Raw genomic sequence first — 22121 nt, forward strand, 5'->3', positions numbered from 1 at the left:
ACACTTTTGCCGCCTTTCTCGCCGGGTGGCGCTGCGCTTACCCGGCCTACAAAACCCGTTTTTTATTGCAGCAGAGCACGCTCTTCAGCCGTTAACGCCAGCCCCTGGGTTGACCCGGTCTCTGACGATTTCACCGCCGCTTCCAGTACCGCCATCACCGCTAACGCCTCGACAGGATGAACCGGATTGGCAATCTTCCCGAGCAGAGCATCGCGCACATTAATGTAATACTGGCGCTGATCGCCTTTCGGCGTGGTAATGGTCTGCGGCGCGCCGTCAGCCCCAAAGAACACCATACTGTCGCTGTCCTCACCCCAGGTTTCACTTCCCGGAACGATGCCAGTCAGCAGCTGGGCTTCCTGCTGATCGATACGGGCCTTCACTACGCTGCCCTTATCCCCATGGACGGTAAAGCGCGCGGTACCCCCGGCGACCAGCATGCTGGCGTGCAAAATAACCTTATGATCAGGGTAGTTTAAGACCACATGCGCCCAGTCGTTCACTTCTGCGCCGTCGCGCAGCGTCGCGATATTCCCCTGCACCGAGTGAGGCAGACCAAAGAGCTGTAGCGTCTGGTCGATCAGATGCGGCCCCAGGTCAAACCACAGCCCGCTTCCCGGTACGTTTTGTTCTCTCCAGCGCACGCGCACTTCCGGGCGGAAGCGGTCAATGTGCGACTCAAACAGTTTCACCTTCCCGAGGGTGCCCTGTGTGATAACGTCCTTAATGCCCAGGAAATCACTGTCCCAGCGGCGGTTGTGGAACACGGAGAGCAGAAGCTGCTTTTCATCCGCCAGGGCAATAAGATCGCGCGCTTCCTGCATATCGAGCGTGAAGGGTTTATCCACCACCACGTGTTTTCCTGCGTTCAGGGCCAGCGTGGCCAGCGGAGCATGGGTGGCGTTAGGGGAGGCGATCACCACCAGGTCAATATCCGGGTGTGTAATGGCCTCTTCCGGGGTAGCAACCACCTGCACATCCGGCAGATCGCGCTTAACCTTCTCCTCATCACGGGAGGAAACCACCGCCAGCGTAAGCCCGTCCACAGACTGGATGAGCGGGGCATGGAAGGTTTTACCGACAAAACCATACCCGATCAGCGCAATGTTGATTGTCTTCATTTTACTCATGACCTTCTCCACGTTAATGAGCGCAAACCGTGACGGGCACGGTGCTCTGGTCCCCAAGCTCAGGCCAGGGACGATCTAAATACAGTTGATGAATTTCGTCTAACCCGCACACCAGGTACGGCTCACAGCGGTTGACTTTCAGATGGTCTGCGACGATCCAGTGCGTCTGGCTGGCGGCAAGCATCGCCCGTTTGACTTCTGCATCAGCTTCCGTCCCAGCACTCAGACCGAGTGATGAATGAAGGGCGCAGGCGCCAAGGATGGCGATATCCGCCCGATACCGTGAAAGCAGGGAGAGGGTGGCACCGCCAGCAAACAGGCGTTGCTTATGATCCCATTTCCCGCCGAGCAGGATCAGCTCGATATCTTCCCGGTCGCTAAAAGCGTGGGCGATATCCAGCGAGGTGGTGATCACCGTCAGCGGCCCCTGAAGAAAAGAGGCCACCGCCATGACCGTACTGCCCGCATCCAGAAACAGCGTAGAACCCGGCGGAACCTGCTGTGCCACCTGTTTTCCCAGCCGCTGCTTGGTCGCCGGCAGGAGCGTATTTCTGCCCTGGCGATTCATGGCCGACAGATTGAGCGCGATAGCGCCTCCGTGGTTCTTCTGCGCCAGCCCCTGTTTTTCGAGGTCCGTGAGATCGCGGCGAATGGTATCCGCAGAGACCTGCAGCTTTTCTGCCAGCTCAGTGATGCTGGCCTGTCCCTGCTCGCTGATGATGTCGAGCACAAATTTTTGACGCGCGGTTTTGTGCATGGCAGCAATCCTGCAAAATGTCGCAATAGTTCGCATAATACAGCATTTTGTCGCAGAGAAAAGGACAACCACACATTAGTTCAGTTGCGTGATAATTGAGCTGTTATTGATTAAATATAAGTGAACGGTTTCTAAGGGTAATCAATATGTTATGACGATGTTTTATCCGGTTGTTTGGATTATGTAACCAGTTAGCTTCGCTTTGCTGGTTTGTTGTTCTATTAAAAAACTATTTAAACCAATAAAATCCCTAAAAAATGCATTCTCTAGGTTTTTTATGCCAATAAATAGGGCGAAGCTACTTAAGTTGACATTTCTTTGAAAATCTTTGTGTCTGACGCGCGTGGAAATTAACGCAAAAATGTACATCCGGGTATTTTTAAATTTCACTTAAATAACAATGACTTTATTAGTTTCATTTGAAAGGCCATTTTTAAGAGTTTGTCCAGAAACCCCATGATTTTTCTTAATTGTAACACCACATTAACATTGTGGGTGTAGTTGCCTATACCACATTTTGTTATGCTGCGAATCAGTTAAGAAGTAAGTAAATTCTTAATTCATATTAGGCTAAGGTCGGCTCTCATCTCCAATGGAAATGGGTATGGGGAGCTATTACCCGAAATTCAGTACGGGGGATTAATAATATTTTTCTGATTATCTATACCTCTTTTTGGGTAAAGGGTTAAACCATTCGCAGACTCAGGGAGATATAAATGATGAGAGAGCGAAATTATAAGTGGGTTCGATTATCCGCAGTGCTGGTGTTAATTTCTGCATGCATTAATACGACCTATGCCAATAGCGGCGCGTTGGGTTTTGCCACGGTGCCGACGACAACATTAAAAGAAAGTATTCTTTTTGCCATCGATCGCGATCCGTCGGTCAGCCAGCAGGCGGCACAATTGGGGATTGGTCAGGCGCAAATAGATGAAGCACGTAGCGGATGGATGCCGCAAATATCGCTGAACGGCAGTACGGGCCATAGCCAAACCACCGATTCCAGCGGTTCACTGAGAAATTCAGCGGCATGGGGATTAAGCCTTACGCAGCTCATTTATGACTTTGGCAAGACGAATAACAGCATCAGCCAGTCTTCAGCGCGACGCGATAGCTATCGTTATCAGCTGATGGAGACGCTCACCGCCGTGGCGGAAAAAACCGCGCTGAGCTACGTGGAGGTCAGACGTTATAGCGATCTGTTGCAGGCGGCTAAAGAGAATGTGCAGGCCCTCAAAAATGTGGAGCAGCTGGCGAAACTGCGCGCGGATGCAGGCGTAAGCTCAACCTCCGATGAGCTGCAGACCCGCACGCGGATCGCCGGTATGCAGGCGACGGTTGAGCAGTACAACGCCGCGCTCAACAGCGCCCGCGCAAGGCTCGCGGTGTTGACGGGCATGCAGGCTGAAGCCTATTCACCGGTCCCTGAGAAGCTTGCCGTAGAGCAGAATGCCGTCAACCAGATCGATTACTCGCTGATACCGGCGGTAATGGCCGCGCAGAATATGGAGCGTTCAGCCCAGTATGGGGTGGAAACCGCAAAATCTCAGCACTGGCCAACGTTAAGCCTGAAAGGAGGCCGCACGCGCTATGAGTCGGATAACCGCGCTTACTGGGATGACCAGATCCAGCTCAATATCGATGCACCGCTGTATCAGGGCGGCGCCGTTTCGGCACGCGTTCGTCAGGCTGAAGGCACCAGGGCGATGGCCTCCTCTCAGGTCGATCAGGCGCGGTTTGATGTGCTGCAAAAAGCCTCCGTCGCGCAGGCAGACTGGACCGGCGCGCGTGGAAGAATGGCCGCCGGAAGCTTACAGCTTGAAAACGCGTTACGTGCCCGCGCGGTCTACAAAAACGAATACACCCTGAGCAAGCGGAGCATTAATGATTTGCTCAGCGTAGAACAGGATGTCTGGCAGGCCACGTCTGCCAAAATAATGGCTGAATATGATGGCTGGAGCGCGGCAATTAATTACGCCTCCGCTGTTGATAATCTCATGACGCTTATTGGAGTAGAAAAAAACGCTGCCGCAAAATTACCCGATTTGAGTTGAAAAAAAGCCGCGCCTTTCTGCGCGAAATAAATCTGAAAATAATGGGTGAAATTTCCCAGGGATAGCTACATCCATCTGGTGGACATATCCACAGGAATCCGAGCACCTGCAAGGAGAGAAATATGAGTAACGTAAAAGTTGTAGATGTCATCATTCGCAAGACAGCGGAGAAAACGAAATTAACCGGCGAAGGAAATCTGTCGGTCTCCATTTCCTCTCCGAGCGTGATTGAAATCCAGGGTTCTGCACAGGACGTGGTGCGTTACGTCCGCCAGGGGAAAGACCTTCTCATTTATATGAAAGATGGCAGTGTTATTCGCTGCAATAACTATTTCGTTGAAGATCCTGAAACCCATAACCAGTCTGAACTGGTATTTAACGATAATCAGGAATTAACACATATCTCTTTTGCCGATGCCGGGGAAGCGTCAGGCGCAGCCGTTACTGAATTAACCGCGCAAGCCACACCGATTAGCAGCATTGAACCTTTCCTGACCCAGGAGAGCATATTGAGTGATGCGCCATGGGGCTGGATTGCGGGGGCGGCGTTAGGCGGCGGTGCTATTGGGGCACTGCTGGCTCACGGTGGTGACGGCGAAACAAAAACAAAAGTTATTGATAATACGAAAGAAGTTGAGAGCGCAACGCCAACCTTCATGCTCACCGATCTTGCGGGCGACAAGCAGGGCGTGCTGAGTGCAAATGCGATCACCGACGATAACACGCCAACCTTTAGCGGTACCGGGCAACCGGGCGCGACCATTCAGATCAAAGACAGCAGCGGCAATACGCTTGCCAGCGCGATGGTCAGTAAAGACGGCACCTGGACGGTAAAACTGCCGACCCAGACAGACGGGGAACATACCTGGTCAGTCGTGCAGATCGACGGCAGTAAAACGACCTCCGCAGGCAGCATCACCGTGACCGTTGATACTGCCGTGGCGAGCGTGACGCTGGCAACCACGGCGGGGGATAACGTCATCAACGCCAGCGAGCAGTCCGCAGGCTTTACGCTTTCTGGTGCCAGCAAGAACCTGGCGCAGGGAACAGAGCTGACCGTTACGCTGAACGGCAAATCCTATACGGCTGAGGTGGGTGCAAACGGCGCATGGAGCGTGAAGGTGCCCGCGGCGGATGCGCAGGCGCTGGGCGACGGCACCTGGACGGTGAACGTCAGCGGCAAGGACGCGGCGGGCAATACCGTGAACGGCAGTCAGACGATTGGCGTGGATACTGCGGCACCGACCATCGCGGTCGCTACTGTCGCGCAGGACAATATTATCAATGCTGCTGAACACCATCAGCCGCTGACGCTGAGTGGGAAAACCACGGCGGAAGCCGGTCAGATTGTCACGGTGACAGTGAACGGTAAAAACCATACCGCCACGGTGGGCAGCGACGGTACCTGGTCCGTCACGCTGCCAGCCAGCGAGGTGCAGTCGCTGGCGAATGGCGAACACACCCTGACGGTGAACGTCAGCGATAAAGCCGGGAACGGGTCATCCACCCAGGCGCATTTCACCGTGGATACTGTCGCCCCGGTCGTGACCATCAATACCGTCGCGGGCGACGATATTCTCAACACCAGAGAGCAGGGCCAGGCGCAGATTATTTCCGGCCAGGCGACCGGAGCCGCAGCAGGCGATGTGGTCACCGTGACCGTTGGCGGCCAGAGCTTTACCGGCGTGGTGCAGGCGAACGGCAGCTGGAGCGTAGGCGTACCGGCGTCAGTCATTGGCGCGCTGGGGGAAGGTAACCACAGCATTGCGGTTTCGGTGACCGATGCGGCGGGCAATACCGGTAACGCCACCCACGGCATTACCCTGAGCGGTAACCCACCGGAATTCACCTTGAATGCCATCAGCCAGGATAACGTGCTGAACGCGCAGGAGGCGATGCAGCCGCTGAGCCTGAGCGGCACCAGCAACCTGCCAGACGGCAGCGTGGTAAACGTCACGCTGAATAACGTGAGCTATCAGGCCACCGTTAATAACGGCATCTGGTCAGTTCAGGTGCCGGTGTCTGACGTTCTGAACCTGGCGAACACCCTGTACACCGTCAGCGTGAGCGGCACCGATGCCGCCGGTAACAGCGGCTCCGCCGAAGCGACGCTGCTGGTGGATACCGTGCTGCCGCAGGTGATTATCAATACCTTCGCCGGTGACAACCTGGTCAACAATGCTGAAGTGGCGGTGGATCAAACCCTGAGCGGGCGCGTCACCGGCGCGGCGGCGGGCGACACGGTCTCTGTTTCGGTGGGCGGTAAGAGCTACACCGCTACAGTAGGCAGCGATCTGACCTGGAGCGTGACCATTTCGTCAGCCGATCTGAAGGCCTTTGGCGACGGATCGTTAACCTTTACCGCTTCTGTCACCAACGCCCACGGCAACACCGGCAGCGGCGAGCGTGATATCAACATCAACGCCGAGCTTCCTGGCCTGCGGGTGAATACCATTTCTGGCGATGATGTGATCAACGCCATCGAGCAGCAGCAGGATCTGACCGTGACCGGCTCCAGTACCCACCTGGCAGCGGGCACGCACGTCACCGTCACCATCAACGGCGTCGAGTATGCCGCCGTGGTCAACGCCAACGGCAGCTGGCAAATCGGCGTCCCGGCGTCCGATCTGCAGGGCTGGACGGCCGGAGATATCACCGTTCACGTCAGCGCGACAGATGCCTGGGGAAATACCGTTTCAGCTGAGCACCCCATCGAGCTGGATCTGAACGCCGTGGCGGTGACCATCGATACCGTCAGCAGCGATGACAAGCTGAATGCGGCTGAAAAAGGCGCCGATCTTGTGCTGTCGGGCCAGACGCAGGGCGTAGAGGCCGGGCAGACCGTGGTGGTGAAATTCGCCGACCAGACCTTTACCGCGCAGGTGCAGCAGGATGGCTCCTGGAGCCTGACCGTGCCGGCCAGCGCCATGGAGACGCTGATTGACGGACGCGCGCAGGTCAGCGTCAGCGTGACGAACGTCAGCGGCAACAGCGCCGACGCGTCGCGCGTGGTGACCGTGGATACCTTACCGCCGTCCATTACGATCGATAACCTGACCGATGACAACATCATTAATGCGGCCGAAGCGCAGCAGGATCTGATCTTAAGCGGCAGCAGCAATGCTGAGGCGGGACAGACGGTTACCGTTACGCTGAACGGCAAGCACTATCAGACCACCGTCCAGAGTGACGGGACCTGGACGGTGAACGTACCGGCTGCGGATCTCGGTGCTCTGACCGACGGCACCGTCACGGTAATGGCGACCGTGAGTGACGTGGCAGGCAACAGCAGCAGCGCAGACCGCGTTGGGCTGGTGGATGCGACCGTCCCGCAGGTAACCATTAACGATTTTGTCACCGACACCAATACCGTTAACCAGCACGCGCATTCACAGGCGCAGATCCTGAGCGGGTCGGTCACCGGTGCGGCAGCGGGTGACCTGGTGACCATCACCCTGAATAACGTGGAGTACACCACCGTGGTGGATGCGGCGGGGAACTGGAGCCTCGGCCTGCCAGCCTCCGTTGTACAGGGTCTGACAGACGGGACCTGGACCGTTAACGTCTCGGTGACCGATCGCTCCGGTAATACCGGCAGTAGCGCAGTGGACGTAGTGGTCAACACCGTGACGCCGGAAATCGCTATCAATACCCTGGCGGCGGATGATGTGATCAATGCGGCTGAGAAAGGCGAGGATCTGCTGCTTTCCGGGACCAGCAACCAGCCGGAAGGGACGACGATTGCCGTTAGCCTTAACGGCATCACCTACACCGCGACCACCGACGCCAGTGGCAGCTGGAGCGTCACCGTACCTGCCTCTGCGGTCAGCGCGCTGGGCGAGGCACATTACACCGTGACTGCCAGCGTCACCGACAGCGTGGGCAATAGCGCCTCAACCACGCACGATGTGCTGGTGGACAGCTCACTGCCGGTTGTGACCATCAACGTGCTGGCGGGCGATAACATCGTTAACGCGGCGGAAGTGGCCACGGGGCAGACGTTGACCGGTAAGGTTACGAATGCTGCTTCAGGTGACACTGTCACCATTATGCTCGGCGGCCAGACCTACACCACAACAGTTCAGGACGATCTCACCTGGAGCCTGCCGTTAACCCAGAGCCAGTTAACCGCGCTTGGCAACGGCGAACTGACCGTATCAGCCAGCGTCACCAACGTGCACGGCAACACCGGCTCTTCCTCGCTGGACTTCACCATCGACGCCCAGCTGCCGGGCCTGCGTATTGATACGGTCGCAGGCGATGACGTCATCAATATCATCGAGCACGGTCAGAACCTGATTGTGTCAGGCACCAGCACCGATCTGGCGGCAGGCAGCACCGTTACCGTCACCATTAACGGCAAGGATTATTCCGCCTCGGTACTGGCGGACGGCACCTGGCAGGCGGCCGTGCCTGCGGCAGACGTCTCCCAATGGGCTGACGGTTCACTGACCATCAGCGCCAGCGCGCAGGACACCTCCGGCAACCCGGTCACGATTGGCACCGTCGTTGATGTGGATCTCAGCCCGGTCGCCATTAGCATTAACAGCGTGACCGCTGACAACGTGCTGAACGCGGCGGAAAAAGGCGAAGACCTGGTGCTCAGCGGCACCTCGGCCAACGTTGAGGCGGGACAGACCGTGATCGTTACCCTGGGCGGGAAAACGTATACGGCGACGGTAGACGCCAACGGCGACTGGACCACCACCGTTCCGGCAGCGGATCTGAGCAGCCTGAAGGACGGCGATGCCAGCGTGCAGGTGAGCGTGACCAACGTTAACGGCAACAGCGCATCGGCGGGGCGCGAGTACAGCGTGGATACCACCGCGCCGACGGTCACCCTCAATACCATCAGCGGTGACAACATCCTGAATGCGGCAGAGGCGGCGCAAGATCTGACCCTCAGCGGTACCTCCACCGCCGAAGCGGGCCAGACGGTGACCGTGGCCTTCAATGGCAACACCTATACCGCGCAGGTGCAGGCAGACGGCAGCTGGACGCTCGACGTCCCGGCGGCCGATCTGGCGGGCATCGCCGACGGTAATGCCACGGTCACGGCATCCGTTTCTGATAAAGCCGGCAACCCGGCGAGCACCGATGCGGCCGTGCTGGTGGATACCACCGTGCCGCAGATCGTGTTTGACGTTGTGGCGGGTGATGACATCCTGAATATCGCCGAACACGGCCAGGCGCTGATCGTCTCCGGTAAGGTCACGGGTGCCCAGGCGGGAGACGTGATTACCGTCACCCTCAACGGCAAAGACTACACCGCCATGCTGGACGCCTCCGGGAACTGGAGCACCGGCATTCCGGCCACGGACGTCGGCGCGCTGGTAAGCGGCGATCAGACCCTCTCGGCAACCCTCACCGATAAAGCGGGCAACAGCACCACCGCCACGCATGACGTTACGGTCTCCCTGACCGCACCGGTTATCGCCATCAACACCCTTGCGGGCGATGACGTGATTAACGCGATCGAAAAGGGCGACGATCTGCTGCTCTCCGGCACCAGCAATCAGCCGGACGGCACCACCATCACCGTAACCCTGAACGGTATCAGTTATACCGCCACCACCGACGCCAGCGGCAACTGGAGCGTGACCGTTCCGGCAGCCAACGTCTCGACGCTGGGTGAAGCCAGCTACACCGTGACGGCGAGCGTGACCGATACGGCAGGCAACAGCGCGAGCGCAAGCCATAACGTGCTGGTGGACAGCGCGCTGCCGGTTGTCACCATTAATGCGGTTGCCACCGACGACATCATCAACGCCGCGGAAGTGGCGTCTGGCCAGACGCTGAGCGGGAAAGTGAGCGGTGCCGCGAGCGGTGACACTGTCACGCTTTCCATTGGCGGCAACAACTATACGACAACCGTTCAGGACGATTTAAGCTGGTCGGTGAATGTGCCGTCTGACGTGTTAACCGCCATCGGCAACGGGGACCTGACCGTGACGGCCAGCGTCACCAACGGCCACGGCAACACCGGTTATGGCGAGCGTGACATCACCATTGATGCCAACCTGCCGGGCCTGCGTGTGGACACCGTGGCGGGCGACGATGTGATTAACAGCATCGAGCACGGGCAGAACCTGATTATCACCGGTACCAGCGAGGGGCTGAGCGCTGGCTCGGCGCTGACGGTCACCGTCAACGGTAAAACCTACGCGGCCACGGTGCTGGCAGACGGCACCTGGACGGCAGCGATCCCTGCCGCAGACGTCAGCGCGCTGAATGCGGGCACGGTCACCGTGACCGTTGACGGCCAGAGCAGCGCCGGTAACCCGGTGACTATCAGCCATGACGTGACCGTGGATCTGGCGACCGTGGCTATCAGCATTGACGCCATTGCCACCGATGACGTGATCAATGCGGCAGAAAAAGGGGCGGATCTGGTGCTGTCCGGCTCCACCACTAACGTGGAGGAAAACCAGACGGTTTACATCACCTTCGGCGGTAAGTCTTACACCGCCACCGTAGATGCCAGCGGCAACTGGACGGCCACCGTGCCATCGGCTGATTTGGGTAGCCTGAAAGATGGCGACGCCAGCGTGCAGGTGAGCGTCACCAACGTCAATGGCAACAGCGCGTCGGCAGGCCGCGAATACAGCGTGGATGCTACCGCGCCGACGGTTTCTATTGAGATTGTCAGCGATAACAACATCATCAACGCGCTTGAAGCGCAGCAGGATCTGGACATCAACGGCGTGACCAACGCCGAAGCGGGCCAGACCGTTACCGTGACCCTGAACGGCGTGGGTTACACCACCACCGTACAGGCCAACGGCAGCTGGAGCGTCACCGTGCCGTCTGCGGACCTGGGCAGCATGGTGGACGGCAACTACACCATCAGTGCCGCTGTCTCCGATAAAGCGGGCAACCCGGCCTCTGCGGATCGCGACGTGCTGGTGGATATCACGGTTCCGCAGTTGACCATTAACACCGTGTCCGACGACGACGTGATCAACAGTGCCGAGCATGCGCAGGCCCTGATGGTGACCGGTTCCGTGACCGGCGCCGAAGCGGGCGATGTGGTTACCGTCACCATTAACAACAAATCGTATACCGCCACCGTGGATGCCTCAGGCAACTGGAGCGTGGGGGTACCTGCGGCGGACGTCAGTGCGCTGACCGCGGGCGATTACACCATCACCGCCGCGTTGACTGATAAAGCCGGTAACAGCAATAGCGCGACCCATGACGTGGAGGTGAACCTGACCGCCCCGGTGCTGACCATCGATACCGTGTCCGGTGATGATGTGATCAACAGCACCGAGAAAACGCAGGATCTGACCATTACCGGTACGGCCACCGGCCTGACGGCAGGTGCGGTTGTTACCGTGATGCTCAACGGCAAAGCGTATAGCGCGACGGTGGATGATAACGGTCTCTGGAGCACCACCGTTCCGGCGAGCGAGGTGGGGCAACTGGGTGAAGCGCTTTACAGCGTCACCGCGTCAGCCACGGACAGCGTTGGCAACAGCGCCAGTACCTCGCACACTGTGAACGTGGAATCCGTTCTGCCGGGGGTGATCATCAATACCGTCGCGGGTGACGACGTCATTAACGCGGCGGAGCTGGCAACCGGGCAGACCATCAGCGGTACTGTGGTGAATGCCGAAGCGGGCAATACCGTGACCGTGACGTTGGGCGGCAACACTTACACGACCACGGTGCAGAGCGATCTCACCTGGTCTGTCAACGTACCGGAATCCGATCTGACGGCGCTGGGCAACGGCGAACTGACGGTGAGCGCCAGCGTGACCAACAATGTGGGCAACAGCGGCTCCGCTGAGCGCGATATTGCTATCGACGCCAATCTGCCGGGCCTGCGTGTGGACACCGTGGCGGGCGATGATGTGATCAACACCATCGAGCACGGACAGAACCTGATTATCACCGGCTCCAGCGACGGTCTGACGCCGGGTACGGGATTAACCGTCACCGTGAACGGCAAAACCTACCCGGCGACGGTGCTGGCCGACGGCTCCTGGAGCGCAGCGGTTCCGGCGGCGGACGTCGGGGCACTGGCTGCAGGCACGGTCACCGTGACCGTTGAAGGTCAGAGCAGCGCGGGTAACCCGGTCTCCATCAGCCACGATGTCACGGTGGATCTGGCAAGCGTCGCCATCAGCATTGACGCCATTGCCACCGACGACGTGATTAATGCGGCCGAGAAGGGCGCGGATCTGGTGCTCTCCGGCAACACCTCGAACGTGGAAGCGAACCAGACCGTCACGATTACATTCGGCGGCAAGAGCTACACTGCCACCGTGGGGACAGACGGTAAATGGACCGCCACCGTGCCAGCGGCGGATCTTGCCGGTCTGAAAGACGGCAATGCCAGCGTGCAGGTGAGCGTCACCAACGTCAATGGCAACAGCGCGTCCGCAGGCCGCGAGTACAGCGTGGATGCCACCGCGCCATCCGTGACCATCAACACCCTGGCGACGGACGACATTCTTAATGCGGCAGAAGCACAGGCCGACCTGACCGTCTCCGGTACCAGCACCGCGGAAGCGGGCCAGACGGTGACCGTGAGCCTGAACGGCAAGGACTACACCGCAACGGTCGGTTCAGACGGTAACTGGACGCTGAACGTCCCGGCAGCGGATCTGGCGACGCTCAGCGACGGCAGCGTGACCGTCACCGCATCGGTCAGCGACAAGGCGGGTAACCCGGCGTCGGTTGATCACAATCTGACGGTGGACATGACCGTGCCTCAGGTGACCATCAGCACCATCGCGGGCGATGACGTCATTAACATCGCAGAACACGCTCAGGCGCAAATCATCAGCGGCATAGCCACCGGCGCGGCGGCGGGCGATAAGGTCACCGTGACGATTGGCGGCCAGAGCTACACCACCGTGCTGGACGCGGCGGGCAACTGGAGCGTGGGGGTACCGGCCAGCGTCATTTCCGGCCTCAGCGACGGCAGCGTGACCGTGACTGCGTCAGTCACTGACGCGGCGGGCAATACCGGCACCGGCACCCATAGTGTGACCGTCGATACCGGTCTGCCTTCGGTTAATTTCAACACTATCAGCGATGACAACATCCTGAACGCGGTGGAGAAAGGCCAGGATCTGAACGTCAGCGGCACCAGCGCCAACCTGGCAGAAGGCACCGTGGTGACCGTGACCCTGAACGGTAAAAACTACACGGCCACCACGGCGGCAGACGGTACCTGGAGCCTGACGGTTCCGGCCGCCGATCTGGCCGGTCTGGGTCAGGCGAATTACACCCTGAATGCGACCGCCACCAACGGCGTGGGCAACAGCGTAAGCAATACGGCGAACCTGCTGGTCGACACTGCGCTGCCAACCGTCACCATCAACACCGTGGCGGGCGACAACGTGATTAACGCGGCGGAAGTGGCGGCAGGCCAGACCATCAGCGGCAGCGTGGCGAATGCCGAAGCGGGCAACACCGTAACCGTGACGATTGGCGGCAACAGCTACACCGCGACGGTGCAGAGCGATCTGAGCTGGTCCGTAAGCGTGCCGTCCGACGTTCTGACCGCGCTCGGCAACGGCAGTCTGAGCGTGAGCGCGACCGTCACCAACGGCCACGGCAACACCGGTACGGGCGAACGTGACATCACCATCGACGCCAACCTGCCGGGCCTGCGTGTGGACACCGTGGCGGGCGATGATGTGATCAACACCATTGAGCACAACCAGAATCTGATTATCACCGGCTCCAGCGACGGGCTGACCCCAGGCACCGCACTGACCGTGACCATCAACGGGAAAGACTATTCCGCAACGGTGCTGGCGGACGGCACCTGGAGCGCGGCGGTCCCGGCGGCGGACGTGAGCACCTGGCCGGAAGGCACCGTGAAGATCAGCGTCACCGGCGACAGCACGGCGGGTAACCCAATTACCATCAGCCATGATGTCACCGTGGATCTGGCAACGGTGGCCATCAGCATCAATGCCATTGCCTCCGACGACGTGATTAACGCGGCGGAGAAGGGCCTGGATCTGGTGCTCTCTGGCGCCACCACCAACGTGGAAGCCGGGCAGACCGTCACCCTGAGCATGGGCGGTAAAATCTATACTGCGCAGGTCGATGCCGATGGCAACTGGACCGCCACCGTGCCGTCCGCGGATCTCGCGGGCCTGAAAGACGGCGACGCCAGCGTGCAGGTGAGCGTCACCAACGTCAACGGCAACAGCGCGTCGGCGGGCCGCGAGTACAGCGTGGATGCCACCGCGCCATCCGTGACCATCAACACCCTGGCGACGGACGACATTCTTAATGCGGCAGAAGCACAGGCCGACCTGACCGTCTCCGGCACCAGTACCGCGGAAGCGGGCCAGACGGTGACCGTGAGCCTGAACGGCAAGGACTACACCGCAACGGTCGGTTCAGACGGTCACTGGACGCTGAACGTCCCGGCAGCGGATCTGGCGGCGCTCAGCGACGGCAGCGTGACCGTTACCGCATCGGTCAGCGACAAGGCGGGTAACCCGGCGTCGGTTGATCATAATCTGACGGTGGACATGACCGTGCCTCAGGTGACCATCAGCACCATCGCGGGCGATGACGTCATTAACATCGCAGAACACGCTCAGGCGCAAATCATCAGCGGCATAGCCACCGGCGCGGCGGCGGGCGATAAGGTCACCGTGACGATTGGCGGCCAGAGCTACACCACCGTGCTGGACGCGGCGGGTAACTGGAGCGTGGGGGTCCCGGCAAGCGTCATTTCCGGCCTCAGCGACGGCAGCGTGACCGTGACTGCGTCAGTCACTGACGCGGCGGGCAATACCGGCACCGGCACCCATAGTGTGACCGTGGATACCGGTCTGCCTTCGGTTAATTTCAACACTATCAGCGATGACAACGTCCTGAACGCGGTGGAGAAAGGCCAGGATCTGAACGTCAGCGGCACCAGCGCCAACCTGGCAGAAGGCACCGTGGTGACCGTGACCCTGAACGGTAAAAACTACACGGCCACCACGGCGGCAGACGGTACCTGGAGCCTGACGGTTCCGGCTGCCGATCTGGCGGGTCTGGGTCAGGCGAACTACACCCTGAACGCGACCGCCACCAACGGCGTGGGCAACAGCGTGAGCAACAGTGCGAACCTGCTGGTCGACACCGCACTGCCGACCGTCACCATTAATACCGTGGCGGGCGACAACGTGATTAACGCGGCGGAAGTGGCGGCAGGCCAGACCATCAGCGGCAGCGTGGCGAATGCCGAAGCGGGCAACACCGTAACCGTGACGATTGGCGGCAACAGCTACACCGCGACGGTGCAGAGCGATCTGAGCTGGTCCGTGAGCGTGCCGGAGTCGGTCCTGACCGCGCTGGGCAACGGCGATTTAACGGTATCAGCGACCGTCACTAACGGCCATGGCAACACCGGTACGGGCGAACGCGATATCACCATCGACGCCAACCTGCCGGGTCTGCGTGTGGACACCGTGGCGGGCGACGATGTGATCAATAGCATCGAGCATGGTCAGAACCTGATCGTCACCGGCTCCAGCGACGGGCTGGCGGCGGGCACAACGCTCACCGTGACCCTGAATGGCAAAACTTATGCGGCTTCCGTGCTGGCAGATGGTACCTGGAGCGCGGCGATCCCGGCTGCAGACGTCGGGGCGCTGGCTGCTGGTACGGTCACCGTCACCGTTGCAGGCCAGAGCGCAGCAGGCAACCCGGTGACCATCAGCCATGACGTCACGGTCGATCTGACCGCGGTCGCCATCAGCATTGACACCATCGCCACCGACGACGTGATTAACGCGGCGGAGAAAGGTGCGGATCTGGTGCTCTCCGGTAGCACCAGCAACGTGGAAGAAAACCAGACCGTTACCGTCACCTTTGGCGGCAAGTCTTATACCGCCACCGTCGATGCAGACGGCAACTGGACCGCCACCGTACCGTCCGCGGATCTCGCGGGCCTGAAAGACGGCGATGCCAGCGTGCAGGTGAGCGTCACCAACGCGCACGGCAACAGCGCGTCCGCAGGGCGTGAGTACAGCGTAGATGCCACCGCGCCAGGCGTCACCATTGATACGGTTGCTGGCGATAACGTTATTAACGGCAGCGAAGCATCCGCTGGTGTGACTGTCTCCGGCACGACCACGGCAGAAGCCGGGCAGACGGTTACCGTGACGCTGGGCGGCAACAGCTATACCGCCCAGGTACAACCGGGCGGCACCTGGAGCGTCAGCGTACCTTCCGCCGATCTGTCCGCACTGGCTGATAATGGCTATACGGTGCAGGTGAGCGTCAGCGATACGGCGGGTAACCCGGGCAGCGCGAACAAAGCGATTACGCTGGATACCACACCGCCGACCGTCAGCTTTAACGTGGTGGCGGGCGATGATGTCATCAACAGCGTGGAACATGCGCAGGCGCAGATCGTCAGCGGCACGTCCACCGGCGCGAACGTAGGCGATAAGGTCGTCATCACCTTGGGTTCAAACCAGTACACCACCACCGTTGATGCCAGCGGTAACTGGAGCGTGGGCGTACCGGCGAGCGTGATTTCTGCGCTCAATGACGGCACCGTGACCCTCAGCGCAACCATCACCGACAGCGCGGGCAACAGCAGCACCCAGACCCACGACGTGGTGGTCAATACTGCCTCCGTGGCGCTGACGGTTAATACCCTCAGCGGCGATGACGTAATCAACGCAGCAGAAGCCGCTACGTCTCTGGTGATTAACGGCTCCAGTGCCCAGTTTGCCAGCGGCACGGTGGTGACCGTGACCCTGAACGGCAAGAGCTATACGGCCACCATTCAGAGCGACGGCAGCTGGAGCACCACCGTACCGGCAGCCGATGTGGGTGCGCTGGCCGATGGCGCGAACTATCAGGTAGCGGTTTCGGCGCAGGACAGCGCGGGCAACAGCGCTTCGGCAACGCACAGCATCAGCGTGGACACCACTGCGCCAGTGGTGAGCATTGCAACGCTGTCGGGCGATGACGTGCTGAACGCAGCGGAAGCGCAGCAGCCGCTGACCGTGCACGGCTCCTCCAGTGCAGAGGCGGGCCAGACCGTCACCGTGACCCTGGGCGGCAAAACCTACACTGCCACCGTGGCGAATGACGGCACCTGGACGCTGGATGTTCCGGCTACTGACCTGGCTGCACTCGGCCAGGGCTCGCTGACGGTGACCGCGTCGGTCAATGACAACGCCGGTAATAACGGCCAGACCACGCACACCTTAACGGTGGACACCGTTGCGCCGACCGTCACCATCAGCACCGTGGCCGATGACGATATTGTCAACAACGCCGAGCAGCTGGCCGGCCAGACCATCCGCGGCACCACCACGGCGGAACAGGGCCAGACAGTGACCGTCTCCTTTAACGGCCACAGCTATCAGGCAACCGTCGCGGCAGACGGTACGTGGTCGGTCTTCGTACCGGGCCGAGATTTCCTTGGCCTGAGCGACGGGGATTACACCATTACCGCCTCGGTGAGCGATAAGGCGGGCAACCCGGGCAGCGCCACGCACGACGTGACGCTGAACGGCGATGTACCGACGATCGTTATTAACACCTTTGCCCAGGACGACATCGTCAGCGCCGCCGAACACGGTACGCCGCTGGTGATCAGCGGTACTACCGACGCGCCAGCGGGCCAGACGGTGACGGTGACCCTGAACGGCAAGTCCTATACGACGACCGTGCAGAATGACGGCAGCTGGAGCTATACGCTCGGCAGCGCAGATGTTTCCGCGCTGGCAGACGGCGGCGCGTATGTCATTAACGCGCAGGTGAGCAACACCATCGGTAACAGCGCCAGCGACAACCACACCGTTACCGTGGATCTGACTGCGCCGTCGATGGGGATCAGCATTGATTCCCTGCAAAACGACACCGGTCTGAGCGCGAGTGATTTCATCACCAACGACAGCCAGATTATCCTCAACGGTTCCCTGACCGCGCAGCTCGGCAACAACGAGAAGGCGCAGATCAGCCTGGACGGCGGGGCCACGTGGAGTGATCTGAGCGTCACCGGCACGACCTGGCGCTACACCGATAGCCGCACTCTGACGGACGATACGTACCAGTACCAGGTGCGGGTGATCGATAACGCGGGCAACGTGGGGGCAACGGACAGCCAGGACGTAGTGATTGATCTGACCGCGCCTGTGGCAACGAGCATTACGGTTGACTCCATCTCCCAGGATACCGGTCTGTCCGACAGCGACTTTATTACCAGCGATACGCAGATCAGCCTGAAAGGGACGCTGGGCGCGGCGCTGGGCAGCGGTGACCACGTCCAGATCAGCCTCGACGGCGGCCAGAACTGGACCGATGTTAGCGTCAGCGGTTTGAGCTGGACCTATGTGGATGGCCGTACGCTGGCCGACGGGGATTACAACTACCAGCTGCGCGTCATTGATGATGCGGGGAATATCAGCGCTACCGTAAGCCAGGTAGTGACCATCGATACCGTTGTGCCGGACGCCAGCAAAACGATCGCCATCGACAGCATCAGCGATGACACTGGCCTGAGCAACAGCGACTTTATCACCAGCGATACCTCGCTGACGCTGCACGGCTCGCTCGGCGCGACGCTGGCCGACGGGGAATATGCCCAGATCAGTATTGACGGCGGCGTGACCTGGCAGAACGTGATTGTCACTGGCAACAACTGGTACTACGTGGATGGCCGCACGCTGGCTAACCAGACCTACGACTACTACGTTCGCGTGGTGGATGCCGCAGGTAACGTGGGTGCCAGCGCCCATCAGCAGGTCACCGTTGACACGGTGGCCCCGGATGCGGCGATTACGGTGAGCGTGGATAACATCACCGTGGATACCGGCTTCGACAATAACGACTTCCTGACCAGCTCGACATCCTACACCCTGCACGGCACGCTCGGTGCTGAACTGGGAGCGGGTGAGTACGTTCAGGTGAGCATGGATGGCGGCACCACCTGGGTCTACGCCACCGTGAGCGGCACGCAGTGGAGCTATAACGACACGCGCACGCTGACCGACGATAGCTACAGTTACCAGGTACGTGTTGTCGACCAGGCGGGGAACGTCGGGGCTACCACGTCGCAGGTGGTAACGGTGGATACGCAGGCGCCGCAGTACGGCGTCACTATCGACAGCATCAGCGACGATACCGGACAGTCCGGCAGTGATTTCATCACCATGGACACCACGCTGACCATTAACGGTTCGCTCGGTAGCGCGCTGGCAGACGACGAGCGTGTGCAGATCAGCCTCGACGGCGGAAATACGTGGGTTGACACCACGGTCACCAACCAGCGCTGGAGCTACACCGATACCCGCGATCTGGATGACGGGAACTACACCTACCAGGTGCGGATTATCGACCAGGCGGGTAACGTTGGCTCCACCGCGTCGCAGGTGGTGACGGTCGATACTACGCCGCCAACCACCATCGGTACCGTGGTGAGCTACACCGACGGTGAAGGCGAGCGTCAGGGCACTTACGGTACGTCGGTGGCGACGGATGATACCTCACCGCTGATCAACGGCACGCTGAACCGCGCCCCGGACGACGGCGAAATTGTGCAGCTCTATCGCGACGGCATTCTGCTTGGTCAGGTAACCATGAACGGCAGCGCCAGCTGGTCCTTCCAGGACAACGGCCTGAGCGATGGCAACCACACCTACATTGTGCGCGTCACCGATAAAGCCGGTAACTACACGGAATCGGACGGGTTTGTGCTGAATGTCGATACCAGCGTGCCGACCACCACGGCGGCAATTACCGCCCAGACCACCTCCGATACCACGCCGATTGTCAGCGGTACGGTATCCGCAGACCTGGTGAACGGTGAATATCTGGTGGTGACGGTGAACGGGAAAACCTACACCTCCCAGACCGGCGGTGCGGTCGTGGTCGACCCGGATCACAACACCTGGTATCTGCAGATCCCGGACAGCGATGCGCTGGGCGTGGCGAGCTATAACGTCACCGCTCAGGTGAAGAGCAGTGCGGGCAACGGTAATACCACCGGTATTGCCAACGGCAGCCTGGTGATTGATACCACCACCGTGAATACCGACTGGGCGACCACGGCGGGTAACCTGAATAACTCGACCATGACCGTCGGCACGAACAGCAGCGGCCTGTGGAATATCATTGCTAACGGCCAGTCTTACTCCAGCAGCGATAGCTCCACTTATGCGGGTAATGCGCTGACCAACACGCGTTCCTACTACGTGGTCAGCCAGACCGCCGCCGACTTTGACCGTAACGGCACACAGGATATCTTTGCGACGGAGAACACCTACGCGGGCTCTACGCAGGTGATGTGGACCTACGATGGCAGTACCTATAACGCCAGCCAGCTGGCGATGGGAACCACCATCTGGTACGGCGGCGTGGTGGCGTACGACAAAAACGGGGATGGTTATCTGGATCTGGCATACGGCGATGCGGGTGCGGACTCCATAACCTATCTGATTAATAACAATGGCGTGCTGACACCAGACGGTACCAACGGCGGGGCAGGCTTCTGGGGACAATTCACCACCATGCGTGAAATCTCCGGCGTCGACCTGAACAACGACGGCACCGTAGACATTGTGCAGCACACCAACCGCAGCGGCGCGTACTCGTTAACCGTGATGAACAACAACGGCAACGGCACGCTCTCCATCGGCCAGAACCTGACCAACGTGTTTGTCGCGAACGCCTCGAATACCACCACGGCAGCCTCCATGACGTGGGCGGACTTCAACGGCGATGGCTACATGGATCTGTACCTGGGCAGCAGCTACAACAACACCGGCGGGGTGATCTACTACAACAACGGTGCAGGACAGCTGTCCACGACCAAGAGCGCGGTAGAAGCTTCTAACGCCACGGCGGGGTATCTGTCGGTGGCGGTGGACTGGAACGGTGACGGGCAGATGGACATCATCAAGCTCAGCACCTACGGCGCGTCACAAACCGCAACCCTGTTCACCAACAACGGTTACGGTTCCACCTGGACCTCGAGCCAGCTGGCGTCTGGGCTTGCCAACGTCACCGGCGTGGCTGCGGTGGATTACAACTGGGACGGCGCACAGGATCTGCTGGTGTCGCAGCAAAACGGCAAGGTGGTGCTGGTGCAAAACAGCAAAACCATTGCCGACGGCACCGCGATGCACCTGCACATTGTCGACAGTGAGGGTATCAACGCTTACTACGGCAACACGGTCAATCTGTATAACGCCGCGGGTGTGCTGGTGGCCTCGCAGATCATCAACGCCCAGTCCGGTATCGGCTCGAACGATACCTCTGCGCTGGTGAGTTTCTACGGGCTGGATCCGAATGAGACCTACTCGGCCGAGATCGTCAAGATCACTAACGGCGTGTCGGATAATGTCACCTGGAGCGGCCTGGAGGCGGGCAACGGTAAGGAGGGCTACGTGCTCACTGCCGAAGCGGCCACCGGCGGCCACAGCGGAACGATTACCGGCACCGGGTATAACGACACCTTTATCGCAGAGGACGGCACCTATACCTATAACGGTTCCGGCGGCTGGAATACCCATTCCGACTATGACACCTGGAGCAACACCGGTGGGATGGACGTGGTGGATTACCGTAACGCGACGTCCGGCATTACCGTTGATTTACGTCTCTCCACGGCGCAGGACACCGGGTTTGGCACCACGCGGTTGTTGAACATTGAAGGGATCAACGGCTCGGACTTCGACGATGTCATTACCGGCAACAGCGGTGATAACCAGTTCGAGGGCCGGGGCGGAAACGACACCTTCAATATCGGCAGCGGCGGCCACGACACGTTGCTCTATAAGCTCATCAACGCGTCGGATGCCACGGGTGGTAACGGTCACGATGTGGTGAACGGCTTTACCGTCGGCACCTGGGAAGGCACGGCGGATACGGACCGTATCGACCTGCGCGATCTGCTCTCCGACAGCGGTTATACCGGCACGGGTTCGGCGAGCTATGTGAACGGGGTGGCAACGCTGGACAGCAGCGCGGGGAACATCACCGATTACATCCGCGTGGTGCAAAACGGCAGCAATACCGAAATCCAGGTTGACCTCGACGGTACGGGCGGTCAGTTCTCGCCTACCACGCTGGTGACCCTGAACGGCGTCCAGACGGATCTGGCGACGCTGCTGGCCAATCATCAACTGTTAATTGCGTAAAACCCTGCCGCGGGGAGCGATCCCCGCGGCCTTTTGCGTTTATTTAGACGAC

General features: G+C 59.9%; 4 protein-coding genes. 2 read left to right on the forward strand and 2 right to left on the reverse strand.

The window, feature by feature from the left end:
• Positions 1 to 62 precede the first annotated feature (62 nt).
• Both ACQG19_RS12130 and ACQG19_RS12135 read right to left on the reverse strand, forming a co-directional pair.
• On the reverse strand, positions 63 to 1130 hold the full coding sequence (locus ACQG19_RS12130) for an oxidoreductase (RefSeq protein WP_029882470.1): 1068 nt from the start codon (positions 1128 to 1130) through the stop codon (positions 63 to 65).
• Positions 1131 to 1143: 13 nt separating this feature from the next.
• Positions 1144 to 1887 carry a DeoR/GlpR family DNA-binding transcription regulator gene (locus ACQG19_RS12135; protein ID WP_246931826.1) on the reverse strand — a complete coding sequence of 248 codons (744 nt, stop codon included), beginning with the start codon at positions 1885 to 1887 and terminating at the stop codon, positions 1144 to 1146.
• 716 nt (positions 1888 to 2603) lie between these two features.
• Here ACQG19_RS12135 and ACQG19_RS12140 point away from each other — a divergent pair.
• On the forward strand, positions 2604 to 3941 hold the full coding sequence (locus tag ACQG19_RS12140) for a TolC family outer membrane protein (RefSeq protein WP_013096692.1): 1338 nt from the start codon (positions 2604 to 2606) through the stop codon (positions 3939 to 3941).
• 122 nt (positions 3942 to 4063) lie between these two features.
• Positions 4064 to 22069: an Ig-like domain-containing protein gene (locus ACQG19_RS12145; RefSeq protein ID WP_246931824.1), complete on the forward strand. Its 18006-nt coding sequence runs from the start codon at positions 4064 to 4066 to the stop codon at positions 22067 to 22069.
• The last annotated feature ends 52 nt before the right edge of the window (positions 22070 to 22121 follow it).

Origin of the sequence: Enterobacter cloacae complex sp. 277I4, assembly GCF_050031465.1 — a bacterium.
GTDB lineage: Bacteria > Pseudomonadota > Gammaproteobacteria > Enterobacterales > Enterobacteriaceae > Enterobacter > Enterobacter cloacae.

Bases quoted from the DNA above. Each gene is read 5' to 3' on its own strand.
- ACQG19_RS12130 (WP_029882470.1), bottom strand. From the start codon at position 1,130: ATGAGTAAAATGAAGACAATCAACATTGCGCTGATCGGGTATGGTTTT.
- ACQG19_RS12135 (WP_246931826.1), bottom strand. From the start codon at position 1,887: ATGCACAAAACCGCGCGTCAAAAATTTGTGCTCGACATCATCAGCGAG.
- ACQG19_RS12140 (WP_013096692.1), top strand. From the start codon at position 2,604: ATGATGAGAGAGCGAAATTATAAGTGGGTTCGATTATCCGCAGTGCTG.
- ACQG19_RS12145 (WP_246931824.1), top strand. From the start codon at position 4,064: ATGAGTAACGTAAAAGTTGTAGATGTCATCATTCGCAAGACAGCGGAG.